Here is a 21,394-nt window from a genome sequence, read left to right as displayed (position 1 = left end):
GATTGCTATTCAGACTGCTTGTTTCCCTCAGCGCTCGATACCCGCGGGCAGCGGCGCGGCGGTAATGAGCCGGAGTCGCTGCGTCGGACGGGTCATGGCGACGTAGAGATCGCCCACCTTGCCATGCTCGTGATTGAGCATGGCAGCGGGTTCCAGAACCACGACGCCGTCGAACTCGAGGCCCTTGGCTTCCTTCGGGCTGATGACCACGATGTCCTGGGAGTAACTCCCCGCTCCGGTGCCCACGCGGTGGCCGTAGACGCCACGGAGGGCGGCTGCAGCGCGCGGCAGGAGGGCGCCGTCGGCAATCACGGCGAGGAGACCGCCGTCGATCGCCTCCAGTTCTTCAGGAAGGATCTCGACGAGGCAGTCCACCATGTCCGCTTTGTCCACACGGTCCACGATGGGCGACCATTTGCCTTCGCGGACGGCCTTGGGAGCAGAAACAACCAGGCCTGCACGGTTCGCCATGCGGACCGCCGCTTCGGCGATCTGCGAGGGGGTGCGGTAGTTGACGGTGAGCTCTTCGAGCTGCCAGCGGTCCCCGAACGACGGCGCGAGGGCACTCTGCCAGGAGTTCGCGCCGGCCGAGGAACTCGTCTGGGCGATGTCGCCGACGATCGTGAAGGACTTCAACGGGCAACGCCGGACCAAAAGCCGCCACTGCATGGGCGAGAGCTCCTGGGCTTCGTCCACCACGATGTGTCCGAATGCCCACGAACGATCGGTCGTGGCACGTTCTGCCGCCGTCAGGCGCGTCTCGCGTTCCTGGTTCTGGTCGGCGAGTTCCTCGGCCGTCATCAGTACGTCGACCCCCATGGCCTCCATGTTGACCAGGGTCTGCTTGGCGTTGGCGATGTCTCGGGCACGGTCGTGCTCTTGCTGCGCCAGTCCCCTGCCGGCGGCAGCATCCAGTTCGCCCAGAAGCTCAGCAGCCTCGTCGAGCAGCGGAACATCGGCTTCCGTCCACGGGGCATCCGCAGGCCGCAGCAGCAACGCACGCTGCGCCGGTGTGAGGTGCGGTGTGCAGGCTTCCAGGATGGCCGGCTTGCTGAAGAGCTCAGACACGAGTTTCTCGGGCGTCATGGGCATCCAGCACAGGTTCAAGACGATCCTGACATCACGTGCCGAGCGGACGTCTTCGGCGAGGTAGGAACGATCGGCGTTGTTGCCGATGTTGGACTCCTCGACGATCTCCGTCAGCTGCTCCGTGAGCTCGCGCAGCAGGATCTTCACAAACGTCACGCGTGCTTCGTTGTGGGGCTTGCCCGTGGCGCGTGCCCTGTCGCGGGCACGGCGTACCTGCCGGACAGACAAGGTGAGCTTGCGGGAATCTACCTCAAGGATGCGGTCCTCCGCGGGAGTCCGCTGCCGGTTGGCCACGGCACTGGCGATGACACCCGCCATGTCAAGCTTGCCCTTGAGTGCTGCGACATCGGGATCCTGTTCGGGCACGGCATGGATCCCAGGCATGAGGCGTCCAAGGCTGGCCATGACGACGCCGGTCTCGCCGAGGGAAGGCAGGACCCGCTCGATGTAGTGCATGAACGACGACGATGGGCCAACGAGCAGCACGCCCGCGGACTTCAGGCGGTCGCGGTGGGTATAGAGCAGGTAGGCCGCACGGTGGAGCGCGACGGCCGTCTTGCCAGTACCGGGGCCGCCCTGGACAACCAAGGCACCCGAGATGGACGAACGGATAATGCGGTCCTGCTCGGACTGGATGGTGCCCACAATGTCCGACATACGGCCGGTGCGCTTGGAATTCAGGGCGGCAAGCAGCGCGCCTTCGCCCTGGAGGGACGCGTTGTCCGCCAGCATGCTGGCATCCAGGACATCGTCTTCGATTGCCTTGACCTCGCGGCCTTGCAGTATCAGGTGACGACGACGGCGGACGCCTTGCCGGTCGAAGGCGGTCGCCTGGTAGAAATGGCCGGCTTCCGGGGCGCGCCAGTCGACCATAAGCCGCTGGAGATCCGCCGTGGAGAGCCCGATGCGGCCAATGTACTGCGCCTCTCCGGTGTCCAGGTCAAGGCGCCCGAACACGAGACGGTCGTCGACGGCGTCGAGCTGGGCGAGGCGGTCCTCGTACAGCGCCGCGAAGGCATCGCGTTCGGAAACGTTCTGCATGGTGCCCACCGCTCCGGCGCGCCGGACTTGCGCTAGCTGCTGGCGCTTTTCCTCCCGCAACTCATCCAGGCGCGAGTAAAGACCGGCCACGTACTCCCGTTCGTGGAGCAAATCAGCGTCGTGCATCGAAACGTTCCCCTATCGAAAAAGACGGACCGTCCATTCTACAGCGGTTTTGCTTGACGTGTGTGAAACGGCCCGCACGCCGGTACGTCACGCAATGTTCACTCAGAGCTAACCTGCTGAGCTTTTCTGTCGGTACCCGGTGGTGCTTCAATGCTGCAATGCAGCACGACGTTGCCCTGACCCGACACGGCATCAGCCTGGTCCCGCTCTCCCCCGCCCACGCCGGCCCACTGTTTGACTTCGTGGACTCCGGGATGTGGTCCGGCATGGCCGCCGAACAGCCTTTGAGCGCCGCGGAACTGGCCGAACTCTTCGCGGCGCGCCTCGAAGATCCCGCAACAATCCCGTTCGCCGTCGTCGAGCAGCGGACGGGGGCGCTGCTCGGAACCACCTCCCTGTGCGAGTACATTCCCCGACAGCAGCGCCTCGAGATCGGCGGGACCTTTTACGGGCGCCCGTTTTGGGGCAGCCACGTCAATCCGGCGGCGAAACAGCTGCTTCTGGCCTACGCCTTCGGTGTGCTGGACGTCCACCGGGTCGGGTTCCGTTGCGATGCACGCAATACGCGCAGCGCCTCAGCCATCCAGCGTCTCGGCGCCAGCTACGAGGGCACGCTGCGCGGGCACCGCTTCGCTCCCGACGGCAGCCGCTGCGACACCGCCGTGTTCTCGATCCTGCAGGAGGAATGGCCCCAGGTGCGCGAGTCATTGCTTGGCCGCTTGGCGCCCTTCGAGCTGGCCGACAACCACTGCGCATATGTGGCGGAGCCAACCCGGACCGAGCACGTCGCTTGAGGGATACCTCCCCGAGCTTCTAGACGGCACGGCTTCGGCCCGGCTTGTACCGCGACACCGTGGGGTCCCCGGAGAGCCAAAACCGCCACGGGTAGTCGGCGGAACCGCCGTCGCCTGATACTCCCACCCGGAGACCGCTCGCGACTGCCGATCGCACTGCCGGGGTAACCGGAAGTTCCAGGCCGAACGGCTCGGCCAAGGCATCGCGGCCGCTATCCGCCGTAGTCAGCCCCAAGGCTGCGGCAAGCCGGGCGGGTCCGCTGGCGAGGTCGGTCAGGGATCTCGACGCCGGACGGCGGGACTGTGCCAGGTCTTGCCCCGCCACCACCTCCCCTGCCCGCAACAGCAGCGCGGACGCAACGCCGTCGGGACCGCAAACTATATTGGCGCAATAGTGCATGCCATACGTGAAGTAGACGTAGAGGTGGCCGGCCGGACCAAACATGGGCGCGTTCCGGGCGGTGGGGCCGCCAAAGGTGTGGGATCCAGGATCGGGTTGGGCCGAGTCCCGCGGACCCAGATAGGCTTCGACCTCGCTGAGCCGGACGGACACCCTGCCCTCAGGAGTCTGGTGGCTCAAAACAGCGCCAAGGAGCAAAGGCGCCACATCCCGCGGATCTCCGGAAAGGATGGCCCTGATGGCTTCCGGAGCTGCACCCTGCGTTGTCATGCCCAGACCCTAGCAAGAATCCGCCCGCTGGATCCGCTCTCGACAATGTCCGATTTCCGCTAGGAACAGCACGCGGAGGCTGCGAGGATGGAGCAATGGACTTTTGGCAACGCTACCGTGCCATCGATGCGCGGGATCCCCGGTTCGACGGCCAGTTCTTCACCGCCGTCCGCTCTACCGGAATCTACTGCCGGCCGTCGTGCCCGGCCCGGACGCCGAAGGCCGAGAACGTGACGTTCTACGAAACTTCTGCCGCGGCGCACGAGGCTGGGTACAGGGCGTGCAAGCGCTGCCTCCCGGAGGCCGTTCCGGGCACGCCCGCGTGGAACCTGCGCTCGGACATCGCCGGCCGGGCGATGCGGCTCATCAACGATGGCGCGATCTCCCGGGTGGGGGTCGAAGGACTCGCCACCAGGCTGGGCTACTCTTCCCGCCAGCTCAGCAGGATCCTCAGCCATGAGCTCGGTGCCGGTCCACTGTCCCTGGCACGGGCCAGCCGGGCGCAGACGGCCCGGACACTCCTGGTGTCCACCTCGATGAAGCTCGCCGACGTGGCGTTCGCCGCCGGATTCAACAGTGTCCGCCAATTCAACGACACCATCAATGAAGTCTTTGCCATGACCCCGACAGCGCTGCGGGCCACCGCGAAGCCTCTTGGCCAAGGGGGCAAGCAGGCCGGGGCTACTTCACTGACTCTCAACCTCCCGTTCCGGGAGCCATTCGACACCGGGATTTTCGATTTTCTCGCCGCCCGCGCGGTTCCCGGCATCGAGCTGGCGAGTCCTAACACCTACGCGCGAACCGTCCGCCTGCCCCGCGGAAATGCCGCGTTCACTGTGGAGTACGACGCCGGGGCGCGCGGCGGTGCGCTGACTCTCGCCGTCAGCGCCTTGGACCTCCACGATCTTCCAGTCCTCCTGAGCCGCGTGCGACGGTTGTTCGACCTCGACGCCGATCCCGTAGCCGTGGACGAGGCGCTGGCCGCCGATGCCCGGCTCTGCCCATCAGTGCGTGAGATCCCCGGGATCAGGGTCCCGGGCGCCGTGGACCCCGAGGAACTGCTCATCCGGGCGATGATCGGCCAGCAAATCACGGTGGCGGCCGCGCGTACGGCTTTGACCCAACTGTCCGACGCCGGAACCCGACTGCCGGAAGGACACGCCGGACATGCACTTGGCCTGGATCGTTTGTTCCCCACGGCGGAGGAAACCGCCCGCTCCGGCGCGGCATTGCTGAGGGGGCCGCAGCGCCGCATTGATTCGGTGCTGTCCGCGGCGGGGGCCATGGCCAGCGGGGAACTCGACTTCGACTATGGCGACGGCCCCCAAACCCTGGCCGACAAGCTGTTGCCGCTGCCCGGCGTCGGACCCTGGACCGTCGGCTATGTGGCGATGCGGGTCATCGGCGATCCGGACGTTTTCCTGGCCAATGACGCCGCGGTCCGGAACGGACTCAAGAACCTGGCGGCCGCGGAGGGACTGCCTGCCGACTTCCGCAATGTGAGCCCGTGGCGTTCCTACGCCACGATGCACCTCTGGAGGGCAGCCGCGAGCAAACGCAGGGGAGCTAATGCGCCGCTGGAACGATCGATGGCCACGGCAGCAACTCCGGCAGATCAACACCGTCCGCGTCGGCAGAGGCCCGCAGGCTCCCCAGGGTAGGCGTGCGGCCGGCGAGCCAGGCTGCGATATCCGTGAGCATCCCGTTGATGGCGACGGACTGGCGCCCCGAGCCGATGACGATCTGCGGGAGGCCCAAAGGTTGAAGCACGAATTTCTGGTCGGCCGGAACACGGGCCGAGAGGAAATCGATGAGGTGCTCGCAGAATTGCCGGCTCCAGGCTTCCGGGCCGCGACCCATTCCCAGATCCGTGGCGTGAATGACCAGTTCGCGCCAAAGGGCCAAACCGCCGTCGAGCACTGTTCCATTCCGGAAGCTGATCCGGGTGTTCCAGCCGGACTCCACGAGTCCGTCGAAGGCCCTCAGGGCCCGGGCGAGGGCGGCTTCCGTAGCGGCACGGTGTTCGGCGAGGCTGTGGCTGGCTGCGAGCTCGATGGCCTTCGTACGGCCCTCGTAGCCGCCGTCGTAGATATCGATGGTCTCGCCGCGTGCGGCGTATTCCAACTGCCGGGCCATGGCGTTGGAGATGCCGCCAATATGCGCCAGCACGTGGCCGCGGGTCCATCCGGGCAGTTGGGAGGGAGCTTTGACATCGGCGTCGTCGAGCTTGGAGACGACTTCGGTGACAGTGCCGGCTGCCTTGTGGAGCTCGGCAAGAAGCGCTGAGGTAGTGATCTCGGTCATAGCGCCATAGTATCCGACAGAGTTAACCGCGCTGTTAACGAGGATTAACTGACAACGCCCCCTCAGCTTTGGTGTGAAAATCACCGGCGCTCCTGCCCTTTGCTGCAGGAGCGCTGGCCGAAACCACGCCAAAGCTGAGGGAGCGTCTGGGACGCTAGCCCGCGTACCCCCGCACGCGGTCGAGTTCAGCCTCGAGTACCGTCAGCTGGCGTTCGACGGCGGCCGGGGCCGTGCCGCCCTGGGAGTTGCGGCTGTTGAGCGAACCCTCGGTGCTGAGCACGGAGCGGACCTCGGGGGTCAGGTGCTCCGAAATGCCCGCGTACTCCTCGTCGCTCAGGTCCCAGAGCTCAACGCTGCGTCCTTCAGCCAGCTTCACCGCTGCGCCGGAGAGCTCGTGGGCCTCCCGGAACGGCACGCCTTGGCGGACAAGCCACTCGGCGATGTCCGTGGCCAGGGCGAAACCCTGCGGTGCCAGGGATGCCATGCGCTCCGTGTTGAAGGTGAGCGTGGCGATCATCCCGGAGACCGCGGGGAGCAGCACTTCCAAGGTGTCCGCGGCGTCGAAGACCGGCTCCTTGTCTTCCTGCAGATCGCGGTTGTACGCGAGCGGCAGGCCTTTGAGCGTCGCCAACAGGCCGGCCAGGTTGCCGATGAGGCGCCCCGCCTTGCCGCGGGCGAGTTCGGCGACGTCCGGGTTCTTCTTCTGCGGCATGATCGAAGACCCCGTGGAGTACGAATCGTGCAGCGTCACGAAGGAGAACTCCTTGGTGGCCCACAGAATGACTTCCTCGGAGACCCTCGACAGGTCGATGCCGATCATCGAGCAGATCCACGCGAACTCGGCGAAGACATCGCGCGAGGCGGTGCCGTCGATCGAGTTGTGCACCGCCGAGAAGAAGCCGAGGTCCGCAGCGACGGCCTCGGGATCCAGGCCCAGCGAGGAACCCGCCAAGGCACCGGAACCGTACGGCGAGATGCCGGCCCTCTTGTCCCAGTCCTGGAACCGCTGCACATCGCGCAGCAGGGCCCAAGCGTGGGCCAGCAGATGGTGGCTCAGCAGGACGGGCTGGGCGTGCTGTAGGTGGGTCCGGCCAGGCATGGCAACGCCCTGGTGGGCCTTGGCCTGCTCCACGAGGGCATCGATCGTGGCGAGCACGCCGCGGGCAATGATGCGGGCGTGGTCGCGCAGGAACATGCGGCCCAACGTGGCCACCTGGTCGTTGCGCGAACGCCCTGCCCGGAGCTTGCCGCCCAAGTGGGTTCCAGCCCGCTCGATGAGTCCCCGTTCCAAGGAACCGTGGACATCCTCATCGGATTCGGCAGGCTGGTAGGCGCCGCTCGCGACGTCGTCATCCAACTGCGTGAGGGCGGCGAGCATGCCTTCGAGCTCGGCATCGTCCAGCAGCCGCGCTTTGTGCAGCACGCGCGCATGCGCCTTGGAACCGGCAATGTCGTAGCGGGCCAGCCGCCAGTCAAAATGCGTGGACTTGCTCAGTGCGGCAAGGGCATCTGCAGGGCCGCCGGCGAACCGGCCGCCCCACAGAGCGCCTTCATTGGTCCCCGAACGCTCCCCAACCTCGCTGCGCTCGGCCGGGGACCCCGGCGTCCGTGGGCCCTGATCCTCCATCATTGACCCGACACGCGCAGGTCGCGGCCTGCGGCAACCTTGGAGGACATGCCCCACAGCTCGATGAAGCCCTTGGCCTGCGACTGGTCGAAGGTGTCGCCGGTGTCATACGTGGCGAGGTCGAAGTCGTAGAGCGAGGTTTCCGAGCGGCGGCCGTTGACGATGGCCTGGCCACCGTGCAGGACCATGCGGATGTCGCCGGAAACGTAGCGCTGGGTGTCCTCGATGAAGGCGTCCAGGGAACGCTTGAGCGGGGAGAACCACTGGCCGTCGTAGACCAGTTCGGACCACCGCTGGCCGACAGTGGCCTTGAAGCGGGCCTGCTCGCGCTCGATGGTGACGTCTTCGAGGTGCTTGTGCGCGGTGATAAGGGCCATTGCACCCGGAGCTTCGTAGATTTCGCGGGACTTGATGCCGACCAAGCGGTCCTCGACGACGTCGATGCGGCCGACGCCCTGGGCACCGGCCCGGCGGTTCAGTTCCTGGATGACCTGGAGCGGGGTGCGCTTGACGCCGTCGACAGCCACGGGCACGCCGGCCTCGAAGGTGATGGTGACCTCGTCCGGTGCCGGTGGGAACTCCGGTGTGGCCGTGTAGTCGTAGATGTCTTTGGTGGGAGCGTTCCAGATGTCCTCGAGGTAGCCGGTCTCGACGGCGCGTCCCCAGACGTTCTGGTCGATCGAGTACGGGTTCTTCTTGGTGGTCTCGATCGGGAGTCCCTTTTCCTCGGCGAAGGCAATGGCCTTGTCGCGGGTCAGGGCGAGGTCGCGGACGGGGGCGATGCACTTCAGGTCCGGGCCGAGGGTCTGGATACCCACTTCGAAGCGGACCTGGTCGTTGCCCTTGCCGGTGCAGCCGTGCGCAACGGTGGTGGCACCGAATTCACGGGCGGCCTTGACGAGGTGCTTGACGATCACCGGGCGGGAGATGGCCGAGACTAGCGGGTAGTGGCCCTGGTAGAGGGCGTTGGCCTTCAGCGTGGGCATGGCGTATTCGTTCGCGAACTCGTCGCGGGCGTCGGCCACGTAGGCCTCGACGGCGCCGCAGCCGAGGGCGCGCTGGCGGATGGTCTCCAGCGACTCGCCGCCCTGTCCGACGTCGACCGCCACGGCGATGACCTCGGCACCGGTGGCTTCACCGATCCAGCCGATGGCTACGGAAGTATCAAGGCCACCGGAGTAGGCCAGAACAATGCGCTCAGTCACGAGAGTGCTCCTTTGTTGTTGCTTGGTTCTTTTGAGTCAAATGCTTGGGACCGACCCGAAGGCCGGAATGATTCAGTTACCGGTCCGGCTAGTTGCCCGGTCCGGCTTCCTGGGCCAGTTGGAGGAACCGGGTTGCCAATTCGGCCCCGCCGTCGGGATCCCTGGCAACCAAAAGCAAGGTGTCGTCGCCTGCGATCGTACCCAATACAGACGGCATCACCGAGTGGTCGATGGCCAGGGCCAGGAAGTTGGCGGCACCCGGCGGCGTCCGCAGCACCACGATATTGCCCGAAGCCTCCGCGGTGACCAGCAGCTCCCCGCAGAGCCGCGACAGGCGCGCGTCCAGGATTTCCTGGGTGACACCGCTCTTGGCATTGCGATCACCACCCTCGCCGGGCACCGCGTAGACCAGTGCACCGTCCTTGCCGCGCACCCGCACCGCGCCCAGTTCCACCAGGTCCCTGGAGAGGGTCGCCTGGGTGACCTGGACGCCGTCGTCCGCCAGCAGGGCCGCGAGCTCAGCCTGCGACCGCACAGACTCGCCCGTCAGGATCGCGATGATCCGCGCCTGCCGGGCCGTCTTGGTGGCGGGGCTGGCGCCATGCGACGCCGGATGGGTGGACACTAGAACGTGCTCTCCGAAGCGCCTTTTCCGGGAGAAACGGTGCCTTCAGCGGGGGAAAGCCCGTCGACGAATGCGAGTCCCGATCTGTGCATGAGCCAGGCCATGAGCGCCTTCTGGGCGTGCAAGCGGTTCTCTGCTTCATCCCAGACGATGGACTGCGGCCCATCGATAACGCCTGCCGAGATCTCGTAACCGCGGTAGGCCGGCAGGCAGTGGAGCACGACGGCGTCCGGCGCTGCTAGTTCCATGGCAGCCTCGTCCACGGAGTACTCGCGGAAGAGCTGCATCCGGGCTTCTTTTTCGGCCTCCTGGCCCATGGACACCCACGTGTCTGTGGCGACGACATCGGCCCCCCGAAGGGCTTCCGCGGCGTCAGTGGTGATGAGCACCGAACCACCGGTCTCTGCGGCCCGTTCCTCGGCTGCAGCAACGATGTCAGCGGCTGGCAGATAGCCTTCCGGCCCCGAGATCCTGACGTGCATCCCCGCCGTGACGCCCGCCAGGAGGTACGAGTTGGCCATGTTGTTCGCGGCGTCGCCGAGGTAGGCCATGGTGAGTCCGGCAAGTTCGCCCTTGCGCTCCTTGACCGCCAGGAGGTCTGCAAGGAGCTGGCAAGGGTGATAGTCGTCGCAAAGAGCGTTGATGACTGGAACCTTGGAGTTCTCGGCCATCGCCACGAGGCCGGAGTGCGCGCCGGTGCGCCAGACGATGGTCGATACCATGCGTTCGAGTACCTTCGCGGTGTCCTCAACGGACTCCTTGTGGCCGATCTGCGCCTCCCCCGGATTGATGATGAGCGCGTTGCCGCCCATGTCCGCGATGCCGGTGGCAAAGGACACCCGGGTTCGGGTGGAGGTCTTGTCGAAGATGACGGCGACGGTCTTGCGTCCGTTGCCGTCCGCTGCGAACGGTTGGACGCTGTACGGTGCGGCCTTCATCCGGACTGCGAGCTCCAGCACCTCGGCTTGCTCGGCCGGTGTGAGGTCCGTGTCCTTGAGGAAGTGACGGGTGGTATTCACGGTGTGTCCTTAGCGGTCAGGGGTGCAGCGGTCTGGGCGGCTGCCGCCCCGATGATGCCGGGCAGCGCCTTGAGGAAACGGTCGGCTTGTTCCGTCGTCAGAATGAGTGGCGGAGCCAGCCGGATGGTGCGCGGGCCGGGGCTGTTGATGATGAAACCAGCGTCGAGCGCGGCGGTCACCATGGCGGGCGCGATCCCGGCGTCGAGATCGAAACCGATCAGGAGGCCTTCCCCGCGGACTTCCGTGACGCCGTCGACGTCGGACAGGCCGGCCCGCAGCCGCGTGCCGACAGTGAGCACGTTTTCCAGTACGCCCTGGCTTTCGATGGCATGCAAGGTGGCGAGGGCGGCGGCCGTTGCCACCGGGTTCCCGCCGAAAGTGGTACCGTGCTGGCCCGCTGTCAGGAGCGACGACGTCGGCTCTCCGAAGGTGATGAGCGCGCCAACCGGGAAGCCGCCGCCCAGGCCCTTGGCGAGGGTCACGGCGTCGGGGACGATTCCGGCGTCTTCGCTGGCCAGCCACTTGCCCGTGCGCCCGATGCCGGTCTGGACCTCGTCCAGGATCAGCAGCGCGCCGGCAGCGGTGGTGGCTTCGCGGGCCGCCCGCAGGTATTCGACGCTGAGCGGGCGGACGCCCGCCTCGCCTTGGATGGGCTCGAGGAACACGGCCGCCGTCGTTTCGTCGACGGCGGCGCGGAGGGCTTCGATGTCGCCGAAGGGGATGTGGACCACGCCGCCGGGCAACGGTTCGAAGGGCGCCCGGTAGGCTTCCTTGGCGGTCAGGGCCAAGGCACCCATCGTGCGGCCGTGGAAGGCACCGTCGAGGGCGATGATCTTGGTGCGCTTGGCTGATTTTGCACCGGCCGGCGCTTCACTGTTGCGCCGAGCCAACTTGAACGCGGCCTCGTTGGCTTCGGTCCCGGAGTTGGCGAAGAATACCTTGGAACCGGCGGGAGCGTTGGTGATGGACAGGAGCTTCTCAGCGAGCGCAATCTGCGTGGGGCTCGTGAAGAAGTTGGAGACGTGCCCCAGCGTGGCGAGCTGGCTGGAGATGACCGACGTGACGAAGGGGTGGGCGTGTCCTAGGGCGTTGACGGCAATGCCGCCCAGGAGGTCAAGGTATTCCTTGCCGTCGGCGTCCCACACGAGGGCCCCTGCCCCGCGGACCAGGACACGCTGTGGGGTGCCGAAAACGCCCATGAGCGAGGACGAATAGCGGGCCAGCCAGTCGGCTCCCGTGCTGTGCCCAGCTATTGCGTCTGCGGGCGTTTCAACCAGTTCTGCTTCGTTGGCGTTCATGAGTTCACTTCCTCATCGGGGACAACCTGGGTTCCGATGCCCGCGGTCGTAAAGGTTTCCAGGAGCATGGAGTGCGGCAAGCGGCCATCCACGATGTGCGCCCGCTCCACGCCTTCATCAATGGCCTTCAGGCAGGCCGCCATTTTCGGGATCATGCCGGACTCCAGCCGCGGCAACATCTCACGCAACTCGGAGGCAGTCAGCGAAGAGATGAGCGAGGACTTGTCCGGCCAGTTGGCATAGAGTCCCTCGACGTCGGTCAGGATAACGAGCTTTGACGCGCCCAGCGCAGCGGCGACTGCCGCTGCGGCCGTGTCCGCGTTGACGTTGAGGACCTGGCCGGTGGTGGAGCCTGTGCCGTCCCCTTCGTCAAGGATCTCGGGGGCAACCGTGGAAATCACCGGGATGCGGCCGGCGTCGAGGATGTCCTCGATACCCGTGGGATCAACGCCCACTACCTCGCCCACCAGGCCAAGGTCTACTTCCTCGCCATCCACGACGGTGCCGGTGCGCACGGCGCGCAGCAGACCGCCGTCTTCGCCGGACATGCCGACTGCATAGGGTCCGTGGGAGTTGATGAGACCAACGAGTTCCCGTCCCACTTGTCCGGTGAGCACCATGCGGACCACATCCATGGCCTCGGGGGTGGTGACGCGCAGGCCGCCCTTGAATTCGGATTCGATGCCGAGCCTGCTGAGCATCGAGTTGATTTGCGGGCCGCCACCGTGCACCACGACGGGGTGGATACCCACGTGGTGCAGGAAGACAATGTCCTCCGCGAAGGCACGGCGGAGTTCCTCGTTGACCATGGCGTTGCCGCCGTACTTGATCACCATGGTGGTACCGGCGAAGCGCTGGATCCAGGGCAACGCCTCGATCAGGGTCGCGGCCTTGTCCTGGGCATCACTCATGGACGTGTTTTCGCGGGTGTGCGCAGTCATGGTCATCCCCGTCTAGCTCGAGTAGGCGCTGTTCTCGTGCACGTAGTCGTGCGTGAGGTCGTTGGTCCAGATAGTGGCCTCCGCGTCGCCTGCCTGCAGGTCGATTTCCACAAGTACCTCGCGGGGTTCAAGATCCACGAGGTTGCGGTCGTCGCCGATGCCGCCATTACGGCAGATCCGGACGCCGTTCATGGAGACGTTGAGCTGGTCCGGTTCGAAGACGGCGTCTGTGGTGCCCACGGAGGACAGGACCCTGCCCCAGTTGGGGTCCTTGCCGAAGATGGCGGTCTTAAAGAGGTTGGAGCGGGCCACGGAACGGCTGACGATTTCTGCGTCGCGTTCGCTCGCCGCGTTGAACGTACGGATGGCAATGTCGTGGCTGGCACCTTCGGCGTCGCCGATCAGCTTGCGGGCAAGTTCGGCACACACCTGCGTGATGCCGGAACCAAGCTGCTCAGCGGAGGGGATGGCCTCGGAGGCCCCGGAGGCCAGCAAGACGACGGTGTCGTTGGTGGACATGCAACCGTCCGAGTCCGTGCGGTCAAAGGTGACGCGCGTAGCGTCGCGGAGCACGACGTCGAGCTCTTCCGCCGGGACCTGGGCATCCGTGGTGAGCACCACCAGCATTGTCGCGAGGCCCGGCGCCAGCATGCCGGCACCCTTCGCGATGCCCCCGACCGTGAAGGTCTTGCCTTCGGCGTCGGTGCCGGTGAAGACGGCTTCCTTGGCAACGCTGTCCGTGGTCATGATCGCCGTAGCGGCAGCCAGGCCGCCGTCTTCGGAGAGCTCCGCAAAAGCTGAGTCAATGCCCGGGATGATCTTGTCCATGGGCAATTGCTCACCGATGAGGCCGGTGGAGCAGACCACGACGTCGGAGGCGGAGATCCCGAGGACAGCCGCCACTTTTTCTGCGGTTGCGTGGGTATTTTGGAATCCCTGCGGCCCGGTGCAGGCGTTTGCCCCGCCGGAATTCAGCACCACTGCATCCACGCGCCCGTCGGAGACCACCTGGCGGGACCAATGCACGGGAGCCGCGGCCACGCGGTTGGATGTGAAAACGGCTGCGGCCGCTTTGAGCGGGCCGTCGTTGACAACCAGGGCGAGGTCAGGATTGCCCGACGCCTTGATGCCTGCTTTGACGCCGGCGGCCCGGAATCCCTGGGGGGCGGTGATAGTCACGGTGCAACTCCTTGGACGTTGAGGCCTGCGGATTCGTCCAGGCCGAGGGCGATATTCATGGACTGCACGGCGCCGCCGGCGGTCCCCTTGGTCAGATTGTCGATGGCGCACGTGACAATTACGCGGCCGGAGTGTTCGTCGAAAGCCAACTGCATGACTGCATGGTTGGAACCCTGCACCGACTTGGTGGTGGGCCACTGGCTTTCAGGAAGCAGGTGGACGAAGGGTTCGTCGTCGTAGGCTTCGGCCCAGGCACCGCGGAGCTCGGCCGCGGTGATGCCTGCCTTGACCCTGGCCGTTGCCGTGCTCAGGATACCGCGGCTCATGGGCGCGAGGGTGGGAGTGAAGGACACTGTGACTTGTTCACCGGCGGCATTGGAAAGCCCTTGCTCGATCTCGGGGGTGTGACGGTGGCCGCCGCCCACACCGTAGGGACTCATGGAGCCCATGACTTCGGAGCCGATGAGGTTGACCTTGGCTGCCTTGCCGGCACCCGAAGTGCCGGAGGCCGAAACAATCACGACGTCGTCCGGCTGAAGAAGCTTGCTGGCGAAGCCGGGCGTGAGGGCGAGAAGGGCCGACGTCGGGTAGCACCCGGGTACCGCAATGCGCTTGGCGCCTTTGAGGGCTTCACGCTGGCCGGGGAGTTCCGGCAGCCCATAGGGCCAGGTGCCCGCATGGGCCGAGCCATAGAACTTTTCCCACGCCGCGGGATCTTCGAGCCGGTGGTCCGCGCCGGCGTCGATCACCAGCGTGCCTTCCGGCAGTTGCGCGGCGATCTCTGCGGAGGCTCCGTGCGGGAGCGCCAGGAACACGACGTCGTGGCCGGCGAGGTTCTCCACGCTGGTGTCTTCGAGAATCCGGCTGGCCAAACCATGGAGATGCGGCTGCAACTCCCCTAGTCTGGAACCGGCATTGCTGTGCGCGGTGATGGCACCGATGGTGACATCCGGATGGCCTGCCAGGAGGCGCAACACCTCTCCCCCGGCGTAGCCGCTGGCACCGGAGACGGCAACAGAAATAGTCATGGCAAGACTATACAGCAAAACTATTCATGGTTGCCGATATTTATGCACGCCTTTTTCGAGGCCCGTCGAAGGCGGACCGTCTCGGCACAGCTGGTTTGGGGGCGTATGCTGAATAGAGGGTGATCTAGACCGTGCAGCCGATCGTCGGTTGCACCGTTGCCCGTTATTGTTACGGGGCAAACTGCATATGTCACCGACCTCCACCACGGAACGTCCTACTAGGAGCGTCCGGCAGCCAAACGCCGTCGTGCTCAGCTATTCCGAACTCCTCAAGACCGTCCGCGCGGAAGGGCTTTTGAAGCGCCGCGTTGGCTTCTACGTCAGCACTTTTGCAGCCCTGGTCCTCTTGTTGACCGGCACCTGGTTTGGCTTCGCGCTGATCGGCCCCAGCTGGTACCAACTCCTCATCGCCGCAGCCCTGGGCATCCTCTGCACCCAGTTGAGCTTCCTGGCCCATGAGGCCGGTCACCGTCAGATTTTTGCCTCCCGCAGGGCCAATGACTGGTCCGCCCGCATCCTGGCCACTTCGGTTGCCGGCATCAGTTACTCCTGGTGGGAGCAGAAGCACGGCGCACACCACAACAACCCCAACGTGATTTCCAAAGACCCGGACATCAAGACCGGCGCCTTGGCTTTCCACGTTGAAGCCGCTGCCGGCAGGCAAGGACGCTTCGCGTTCCTCACCCGCAGGCAAGGCTGGTTCTTCTTCCCGCTCCTCATGTTGCTGGGCATCAGCCTGCAGTGGGAGTCCCTGATGTACATCCTCCGGCCCGGAGCCATCAAGCACCGCTGGGTGGAAACCCCCATCCTTCTGGCACGGCTCCTCGCACTCCCGGCCCTCGCCTTCACCTTCCTCCCAATGGGCATGGCCTTCGCCTTCCTGGGCGTCCAGATCATGGTGTACGGCTTCTACATGGGCGCTTCCTTCGCCCCCAACCACAAGGGCATGCCGGTCCTGCCTGCCGACTCCCGCGTCGATTTCCTGCGTCGCCAGATCCTGACTGCCAGGAACATCTCCGGAGGACCCTTCATGAACATCTTGCTGGGCGGCCTCAACCACCAAGCCGAACACCACCTGTTCCCGGACATGGCACGCCCCCACCTGCGCCGCGCCGCGGAGATCGTTCGAAGCTACTGCGAAGAGCACTCCATTCCCTATACCGAAACCACGCTGATGCAGTCATACGGAATCATCGTGCGCTACCTCAATGAGGTGGGACTCGCCGCCGGCCGCGGCTTTGACTGCCCCATGGCTTCCGCGCACGGCAGGGGCTGACACTCCGAGGACCACAGGGGCACATTACGGCGAACAACGGGCCTGCGCCCCTGACTGGACACTCGACGGACTCCTCTCCCTAGGATGGTTCTGTGAATGCGGGTACGAAAGTGCCTCGACGGAGAAGGAGACCCATGACGCATGCGATCATCGCCCGGCAAGCCGGAGGACCCGAAGTCCTCGAACTCACCGAAGCAGAGGTTCCGGCACCGGGCCCACATCAGTTGCTCGTCAAGGTCGCAGCCGCCGGGGTGAACTTCATTGACACCTATCAGCGTGGCGGCATCTACAAAGTTGAATACCCGTTCACCCCCGGCTCTGAGTCGGCGGGCATCGTTGAGGCCATCGGCTCGGACGTCGCGGACTTCGCCGTTGGGGACAGGGTCGCCACCGCTGAAGGATCGCGAAGCTACGCCGGGTACACCCTCGTAGACGCTGACAAGGCGCTTCCGGTGCCGGACGGCGTCGACGACCACACAGCGGCCGCCCTTCCACTGCAGGGAATGACCGCGCACTACCTGGTCAACTCTTCCTTCCGCGTGGAACCGGGCCACACCGTCTTGACCCATGCAGGTGCCGGCGGCGTGGGTCTCATCCTGACGCAATTGCTCAAGGCCCGCGGCGCCCGTGTCATCACCACAGTCTCCTCGGACGAGAAGGAAGTCCTTGCCCGGGAAGCCGGCGCAGACGAGGTCCTGCGTTACGCCGGATTTGCGGACAAGGTCCGCGAGCTCACGGACGGCGAAGGGGTCAACGTGGTGTACGACGGCGTCGGCAAGGATACGTTTGACGGTTCCCTTGCGAGCCTGCGAATCCGTGGCTCGCTTGTCCTGTTCGGGGCAGCTTCCGGGCCGGTGCCTCCCTTTGACCCCCAGCTGCTGCGCGCGGGCGGATCGTTGTCCCTGACACGCCCGACAATTGCCCACTTCCTCCAGAACCCGCAAGAACGGCGCTGGCGCTCGGCCGAGGTCTTCGGTGCAGCCGCCAGCGGCGCGCTCAAAGTCCGGATCGGTGGGACGTACCCTCTCGCCGAAGCCGCCCAGGCCCACCGCGACTTGGAAGCCCGCAAGACCACGGGCAAGCTACTGTTGGTCCCATAATCAAAGCAACGGCACATTGTCTTTTCAATTAACATTGGGCTAAGCCAAAGCAACGGCCACGCGACCGCTGACACTTTTTGTTCACCTCAATCCGAGAAGCTTCGAACGTGACCCAGGAACATGAAATCCCGGCAGACCGCCTGGAAGTCCAAGCTGTGCACCTGCCCCAGCTGCAAGGCGCAGGAGCCGCGCCGCCTACGCGCACGCTGATCGAAATCATCGATGACACGGCCCGAACGTTTCCGGAAGCCTCGGCCCTCGATGACGGGCGCAAATCGCTAAGCTACTCCGAACTCATGGCGCAAGTACGCGGTTTTGCCGCCACGCTCAGTGCAGCTGGACTTGGCCCCGGAGACAAGATCGGCGTCCGGATCCCGTCCGGGACGAATGATCTCTACATTGCCATCCTGGCGATCCTCTCGATTGCGGCCGCCTATGTGCCAGTGGATGCGGACGATCCCGAGGAACGGGCACGGCTGGTTTTCGGAGAAGCCAAAGTGTCTGCCGTTGTCACAAAGGGCCGAAGGATCGACGTCCCCGGGGAGCGGCCAACACCGCACCCGGCTCCGCGTGCACCGGGCCTGGATGACGATTCCTGGGTCATTTTCACGTCAGGCTCCACCGGCACACCCAAGGGCGTGGCGGTGCAGCACCGTTCGTCCGCGGCCTTTGTTGACGCCGAAGCCCGGCTTTTCCTCCAGCAAGATCCCATAGGGCCGCAGGACCGGGTCCTCGCCGGTCTTTCCGTGGCGTTTGACGCTTCATGCGAAGAGATGTGGCTGGCGTGGCGGCACGGTGCCTGCCTGGTCCCGGCTCCGCGTGCCCTGGTGCGTTCCGGCATGGATCTTGGCCCGTGGCTCATCAACCATGGAATCACAGTGGTGTCCACCGTTCCCACGCTCGCGGCGCTATGGCCCGCGGAAGCCCTCGAGAACGTGCGCCTGCTCATTTTCGGCGGCGAAGCGTGCCCACCCGAACTCGCCGAACGGCTCGCAGTGGACGGCCGCGAAGTGTGGAACACATACGGACCCACGGAAGCAACCGTCGTGGCCTGCGCAGCTCCACTCGGTGGCAGCGGTCCCGTACGCATAGGTTTGCCGCTGGACGGTTGGGACCTCGCCGTCGTCGACGCCGCAGGGATTCCCGTCGAGGAGGGCGAGACGGGTGAGCTGATCATCGGCGGCGTAGGCCTGGCCCGCTACCTCGATCCCGCGAAGGACGCAGAGAAGTACGCGCCGATGCCGTCCCTGGGGTGGGAACGCGCGTACCGATCCGGCGACCTCGTCCGCTATGAAGAAGCCGGTCTCATCTTCCAAGGCCGGGCAGACGAACAAGTCAAACTTGGTGGCAGGCGGATCGAGCTCGGCGAGATCGACGCCGCACTTCAGGCGCTGCCCGGCGTTGCCGGAGCGGCGGCTGCTGTCCGTACGACGGCGGCCGGCAACCAGATACTTGTCGGCTACCTGGCTCCCGCGGGACCCGAGGACATCGACCTCGCAGCTTCCCGGGAGTTGCTCACCGAAAGCCTTCCCGCTGCGCTGATCCCACTGCTGACGGTGGTGGATTCACTTCCGACGAAGACCAGTGGCAAAGTGGACAGGCGTTCACTGCCCTGGCCGCTGGCGGGCGCGGGAGCTGCCGATGCGGACAAGGCACCACTCAACCTTCCCGAGGATGCCCAATGGGTGGCTGAACAGTGGGAAAGCGTCCTGGGCTCCCGGGTCACATCGCTCGACGCTGATTTCTTCGCCTACGGTGGCGGCTCCCTCGCCGCGGCCCAACTCGTCTCTGCCCTGCGAGTGCGTTACCCCACCATCACGGTGGCTGAGATCTATGCGACCCCCCGAGTGGGCGCCCTGATCGATGCCGCGCGGCAGTCACTGCCGGAAGGCGGCATCCAGGGACCGGCAGCCGAACGCACGGTTCGACCGACCTCCCGGAAATCGCAGATCTTCCAGTCCCTGATGGGCATTTTCCTCAACATCCTGGTGAGTATGCGTTGGCTCACCTACCTGATGGCCGCCAACCACTTGCTGGCCGACTTCGCCGGTTTCTCAACCGCGCCTGTGGTGTCATGGTGGTGGATCCTCGCGTCCTGGCTGGTGTTCGTCAGCCCGCCGGGACGCATGGGCATTTCGATTCTGGCCGCGAGGACACTCCTCCGTGGCCTCCAGCCCGGAACCTACCCGCGCTCGGGCAAAGCTCACTTGAAGTTGTGGCTTGCGGAACAGATCCAGGACCTCTCGGGCGCCATCAGCCTCGCCAGCGCGCCGTGGGTTCCGTACTATGCCAGGGCGCTGGGGGCGAAGATCGGGAACAACGTCCATTTGCATTCCCTGCCGCCGGTCACCGGACTGCTTTCCCTGGGCAGCGGCTGCAACATCGAACCCGAGGTGGATCTCTCAGCGTGGTGGATCGACGGTGACTTCGTCCACATCGGCTCCATCCATGTAGGTGCCGGCGCAACCGTGGGCTCCCGCAGCACGCTTATGCCGGGAACCAGCATCGGCGCCGGCGCGCGCGTGGAACCCGGCTCCGCAGTCTTGGGCAGGGTCAAGGCCGGACACCTCGTTGCCGGCTCCCCCGCCGAACGCCGTGGCAAAGCCAAGAATGGATGGCCGGAGACTCCGTCGTCGCACCATCTGATTGGCAGGCTCTGGTTCGCGGCGTTCGCCGCAGCTTCCGCGCTGCTCGCCCTCATCCCCTACGTGTCGGCGTTCGCCGGCGCGTGCGTGGTTCTGGCCTTCATCCAAGGCAGGAGTTCCCTCCAGGATGCCTTCCCGGAGCTCTTGCTTGCCATTCCCTTGGCCGCACTGGCCTGGTTCCTCTGCAATCTCCTGCTGATCCTCGCGACCACACGGATGCTCGGCATCGGTCTCGCAGAGGGGTACTACCGCGTTCGCAGCCGCGTTGGCTGGCAGGTTTGGGCCACTGAGCGCGTGCTGGACATGGCACGGGATCTGCTCTTCCCGATCTACGCCAGCCTCTTTACCCCCGTGTGGCTGCGCCTGCTGGGTGCCAAAGTAGGCCGTAACGTGGAGGCCTCCACCGTACTTCTGCTGCCGCGCATGACGACCATCGGTGAAGGTGCATTCCTCGCGGACGACACAATGGTGGCCTCCTACGAGCTTGGCGGCGGCTGGATGAAGATTGCACCGGCCAAGATCGGGAAACGCTCGTTCCTCGGCAATTCCGGCATGACCGCTGCGGGCCGCAGCGTGCCCAAGAATTCGCTGGTCGCCGTGCTGTCGGCCACGCCGGCCAAAGCAAAATCGGGCACCTCCTGGCTGGGTAGCCCGCCGGTCAGGCTGCGCCGGACCGCCGTCGACGCCGATCAGAGCCTCACTTTCAATCCCCCGCTTGCACTCAAGACCAAACGCGCCCTGTGGGAATTGTGCCGCCTGGTGCCGGTCATCCTGACTGTGGCGATCGCCGTCGGCATCATGCTGGTCCTCGACTGGATCGCTTCGGAGTCCTCTTACTGGCTGGCGGCCGTCCTGGGAGGCGTCGTTGTCCTCGCCGCAGGTGCTGTGGCCGCAGCAAGTTCGGTTGCCGCGAAATGGATTTTGGTGGGCCGCATCAAGGAGGGCGAGCATCCCCTGTGGAGCTCGTTCATCTGGCGGAACGAAGTGGTTGACGCCTTTATCGAGATGGTCAGTGCTCCATGGTTCGCGCGTTCGGCATCCGGCACGCCGGCGCTGGTGTGGTGGCTCAGGGCACTCGGTGCGAAGATCGGCCGGGGCACATGGTGCGAAAGCTACTGGTTGCCCGAGGCCGACCTTGTCACGCTAGGCGAAAGTTCCACAGTCAATCGCGGCTGCGTGGTCCAGACCCATCTCTTCCACGACCGCATCATGAGCATCGACACCGTGGTTCTCGGGGACGGCGCCACGATGGGCCCGCACGGCGTCATCCTGCCGCGCGCCAGCATCGGGGCAGGAGGAACGGTTGGACCGGCGTCGCTGGTAATGCGCGGCGAAACTGTTCCTGCGGGCACCTACTGGATGGGCAACCCGGTCAGCCCTTGGTCCGGGCCGTAGCGTAGATTGGCAAGACGACCCGTGAAAACCAC

16 protein-coding genes are annotated in these 21,394 nt (G+C 65.5%); 5 read left to right on the top strand and 11 right to left on the bottom strand.

Going from position 1 to position 21,394, the window contains the following annotated elements; translation table 11 throughout:
* Positions 1 to 27: 27 nt before the first annotated feature.
* A complete protein-coding gene (locus LFT43_RS07200) occupies positions 28 to 2,256 on the bottom strand; it encodes an AAA family ATPase (RefSeq protein WP_395801826.1) in 2,229 nt (742 codons plus the stop codon).
* Positions 2,257 to 2,414: 158 nt separating this feature from the next.
* Between LFT43_RS07200 and LFT43_RS07195 the strand changes: the two genes are divergently transcribed.
* Positions 2,415 to 3,050, top strand: a complete 636-nt coding sequence (locus tag LFT43_RS07195; protein WP_395801825.1) for a GNAT family N-acetyltransferase — start codon at positions 2,415 to 2,417, stop codon at positions 3,048 to 3,050.
* Positions 3,051 to 3,069: 19 nt separating this feature from the next.
* Here LFT43_RS07195 and LFT43_RS07190 read toward each other — a convergent pair whose 3' ends face one another.
* The gene (locus LFT43_RS07190) at positions 3,070 to 3,720 is read right to left on the bottom strand and encodes a DNA-3-methyladenine glycosylase (RefSeq protein ID WP_395801824.1); all 651 of its coding nucleotides are present in this window, start codon (positions 3,718 to 3,720) and stop codon (positions 3,070 to 3,072) included.
* Positions 3,721 to 3,815: 95 nt separating this feature from the next.
* On the opposite strand from LFT43_RS07190, the gene LFT43_RS07185 reads away from it, so the two are divergent.
* Positions 3,816 to 5,381 (top strand): AlkA N-terminal domain-containing protein, encoded by a 1,566-nt coding sequence (locus LFT43_RS07185; RefSeq protein ID WP_395801823.1) that lies wholly within the window; start codon positions 3,816 to 3,818, stop codon positions 5,379 to 5,381.
* On the opposite strand, the gene LFT43_RS07180 is transcribed toward LFT43_RS07185, so the two are convergent.
* The 9 genes from LFT43_RS07180 to argC all read right to left on the bottom strand — a co-directional run bounded on the left by LFT43_RS07180 (position 5,287) and on the right by argC (position 14,946).
* Complete coding sequence (locus LFT43_RS07180) at positions 5,287 to 6,024, bottom strand: maleylpyruvate isomerase family mycothiol-dependent enzyme (protein WP_395801822.1); 738 nt, start codon at positions 6,022 to 6,024, stop codon at positions 5,287 to 5,289. The genes LFT43_RS07185 and LFT43_RS07180 overlap by 95 nt on opposite strands.
* Before the next feature lie 154 nt (positions 6,025 to 6,178).
* Positions 6,179 to 7,654, bottom strand: coding sequence for an argininosuccinate lyase (gene argH, locus LFT43_RS07175; RefSeq protein WP_395801821.1), 1,476 nt, complete (start codon positions 7,652 to 7,654; stop codon positions 6,179 to 6,181).
* A complete protein-coding gene (locus tag LFT43_RS07170; protein ID WP_265978315.1) occupies positions 7,651 to 8,856 on the bottom strand; it encodes an argininosuccinate synthase in 1,206 nt (401 codons plus the stop codon). Before LFT43_RS07170 ends, argH begins: the two co-directional genes overlap by 4 nt.
* A gap of 88 nt (positions 8,857 to 8,944) precedes the next feature.
* The gene (locus tag LFT43_RS07165; protein ID WP_395801820.1) at positions 8,945 to 9,481 is read right to left on the bottom strand and encodes an arginine repressor; all 537 of its coding nucleotides are present in this window, start codon (positions 9,479 to 9,481) and stop codon (positions 8,945 to 8,947) included.
* Entirely contained in the window at positions 9,481 to 10,500 is a 1,020-nt protein-coding gene (gene argF, locus LFT43_RS07160) for an ornithine carbamoyltransferase (protein WP_395801819.1), read from the bottom strand. Before argF ends, LFT43_RS07165 begins: the two co-directional genes overlap by 1 nt.
* Positions 10,497 to 11,798, bottom strand: coding sequence for an acetylornithine transaminase (locus LFT43_RS07155; protein ID WP_395801818.1), 1,302 nt, complete (start codon positions 11,796 to 11,798; stop codon positions 10,497 to 10,499). The genes argF and LFT43_RS07155 overlap by 4 nt, the downstream gene beginning before the upstream one ends.
* Positions 11,795 to 12,739 carry an acetylglutamate kinase gene (gene argB, locus LFT43_RS07150; RefSeq protein WP_395801817.1) on the bottom strand — a complete coding sequence of 315 codons (945 nt, stop codon included), beginning with the start codon at positions 12,737 to 12,739 and terminating at the stop codon, positions 11,795 to 11,797. The genes LFT43_RS07155 and argB overlap by 4 nt, the downstream gene beginning before the upstream one ends.
* A gap of 12 nt (positions 12,740 to 12,751) precedes the next feature.
* Complete coding sequence (gene argJ / locus LFT43_RS07145) at positions 12,752 to 13,918, bottom strand: bifunctional glutamate N-acetyltransferase/amino-acid acetyltransferase ArgJ (protein ID WP_395801816.1); 1,167 nt, start codon at positions 13,916 to 13,918, stop codon at positions 12,752 to 12,754.
* The gene (argC, locus tag LFT43_RS07140) at positions 13,915 to 14,946 is read right to left on the bottom strand and encodes an N-acetyl-gamma-glutamyl-phosphate reductase (protein WP_395801815.1); all 1,032 of its coding nucleotides are present in this window, start codon (positions 14,944 to 14,946) and stop codon (positions 13,915 to 13,917) included. The genes argJ and argC overlap by 4 nt, the downstream gene beginning before the upstream one ends.
* Before the next feature lie 187 nt (positions 14,947 to 15,133).
* Between argC and LFT43_RS07135 the strand changes: the two genes are divergently transcribed.
* The 3 genes from LFT43_RS07135 to LFT43_RS07125 all read left to right on the top strand — a co-directional run bounded on the left by LFT43_RS07135 (position 15,134) and on the right by LFT43_RS07125 (position 21,362).
* Complete coding sequence (locus tag LFT43_RS07135) at positions 15,134 to 16,222, top strand: fatty acid desaturase family protein (RefSeq protein ID WP_395801814.1); 1,089 nt, start codon at positions 15,134 to 15,136, stop codon at positions 16,220 to 16,222.
* 134 nt (positions 16,223 to 16,356) lie between these two features.
* Positions 16,357 to 17,322: a quinone oxidoreductase family protein gene (locus LFT43_RS07130; protein ID WP_395801813.1), complete on the top strand. Its 966-nt coding sequence runs from the start codon at positions 16,357 to 16,359 to the stop codon at positions 17,320 to 17,322.
* Positions 17,323 to 17,429: 107 nt separating this feature from the next.
* Positions 17,430 to 21,362, top strand: a complete 3,933-nt coding sequence (locus LFT43_RS07125; protein ID WP_395801812.1) for a Pls/PosA family non-ribosomal peptide synthetase — start codon at positions 17,430 to 17,432, stop codon at positions 21,360 to 21,362.
* Positions 21,363 to 21,394: the final 32 nt, after the last annotated feature.

Origin of the sequence: Arthrobacter sp. FW306-04-A (assembly GCF_044358315.1) — a bacterium.
GTDB lineage: Bacteria > Actinomycetota > Actinomycetes > Actinomycetales > Micrococcaceae > Arthrobacter.
Note: the sequence above shows the minus strand (reverse complement) of the source record. Positions and strands in the feature narration are given on the sequence as shown.

What these genes read in the sequence shown, in the direction of transcription:
- LFT43_RS07200 (WP_395801826.1), bottom strand. Translation starts at nt 2,256, where the DNA reads ATGCACGACGCTGATTTGCTCCACGAACGGGAGTACGTGGCCGGTCTT.
- LFT43_RS07195 (WP_395801825.1), top strand. Translation starts at nt 2,415, where the DNA reads ATGCAGCACGACGTTGCCCTGACCCGACACGGCATCAGCCTGGTCCCG.
- LFT43_RS07190 (WP_395801824.1), bottom strand. Translation starts at nt 3,720, where the DNA reads ATGACAACGCAGGGTGCAGCTCCGGAAGCCATCAGGGCCATCCTTTCC.
- LFT43_RS07185 (WP_395801823.1), top strand. Translation starts at nt 3,816, where the DNA reads ATGGACTTTTGGCAACGCTACCGTGCCATCGATGCGCGGGATCCCCGG.
- LFT43_RS07180 (WP_395801822.1), bottom strand. Translation starts at nt 6,024, where the DNA reads ATGACCGAGATCACTACCTCAGCGCTTCTTGCCGAGCTCCACAAGGCA.
- argH (WP_395801821.1), bottom strand. Translation starts at nt 7,654, where the DNA reads ATGATGGAGGATCAGGGCCCACGGACGCCGGGGTCCCCGGCCGAGCGC.
- LFT43_RS07155 (WP_395801818.1), bottom strand. Translation starts at nt 11,798, where the DNA reads ATGAACGCCAACGAAGCAGAACTGGTTGAAACGCCCGCAGACGCAATA.
- argB (WP_395801817.1), bottom strand. Translation starts at nt 12,739, where the DNA reads ATGACTGCGCACACCCGCGAAAACACGTCCATGAGTGATGCCCAGGAC.
- argC (WP_395801815.1), bottom strand. Translation starts at nt 14,946, where the DNA reads ATGACTATTTCTGTTGCCGTCTCCGGTGCCAGCGGCTACGCCGGGGGA.
- LFT43_RS07135 (WP_395801814.1), top strand. Translation starts at nt 15,134, where the DNA reads ATGTCACCGACCTCCACCACGGAACGTCCTACTAGGAGCGTCCGGCAG.
- LFT43_RS07130 (WP_395801813.1), top strand. Translation starts at nt 16,357, where the DNA reads ATGACGCATGCGATCATCGCCCGGCAAGCCGGAGGACCCGAAGTCCTC.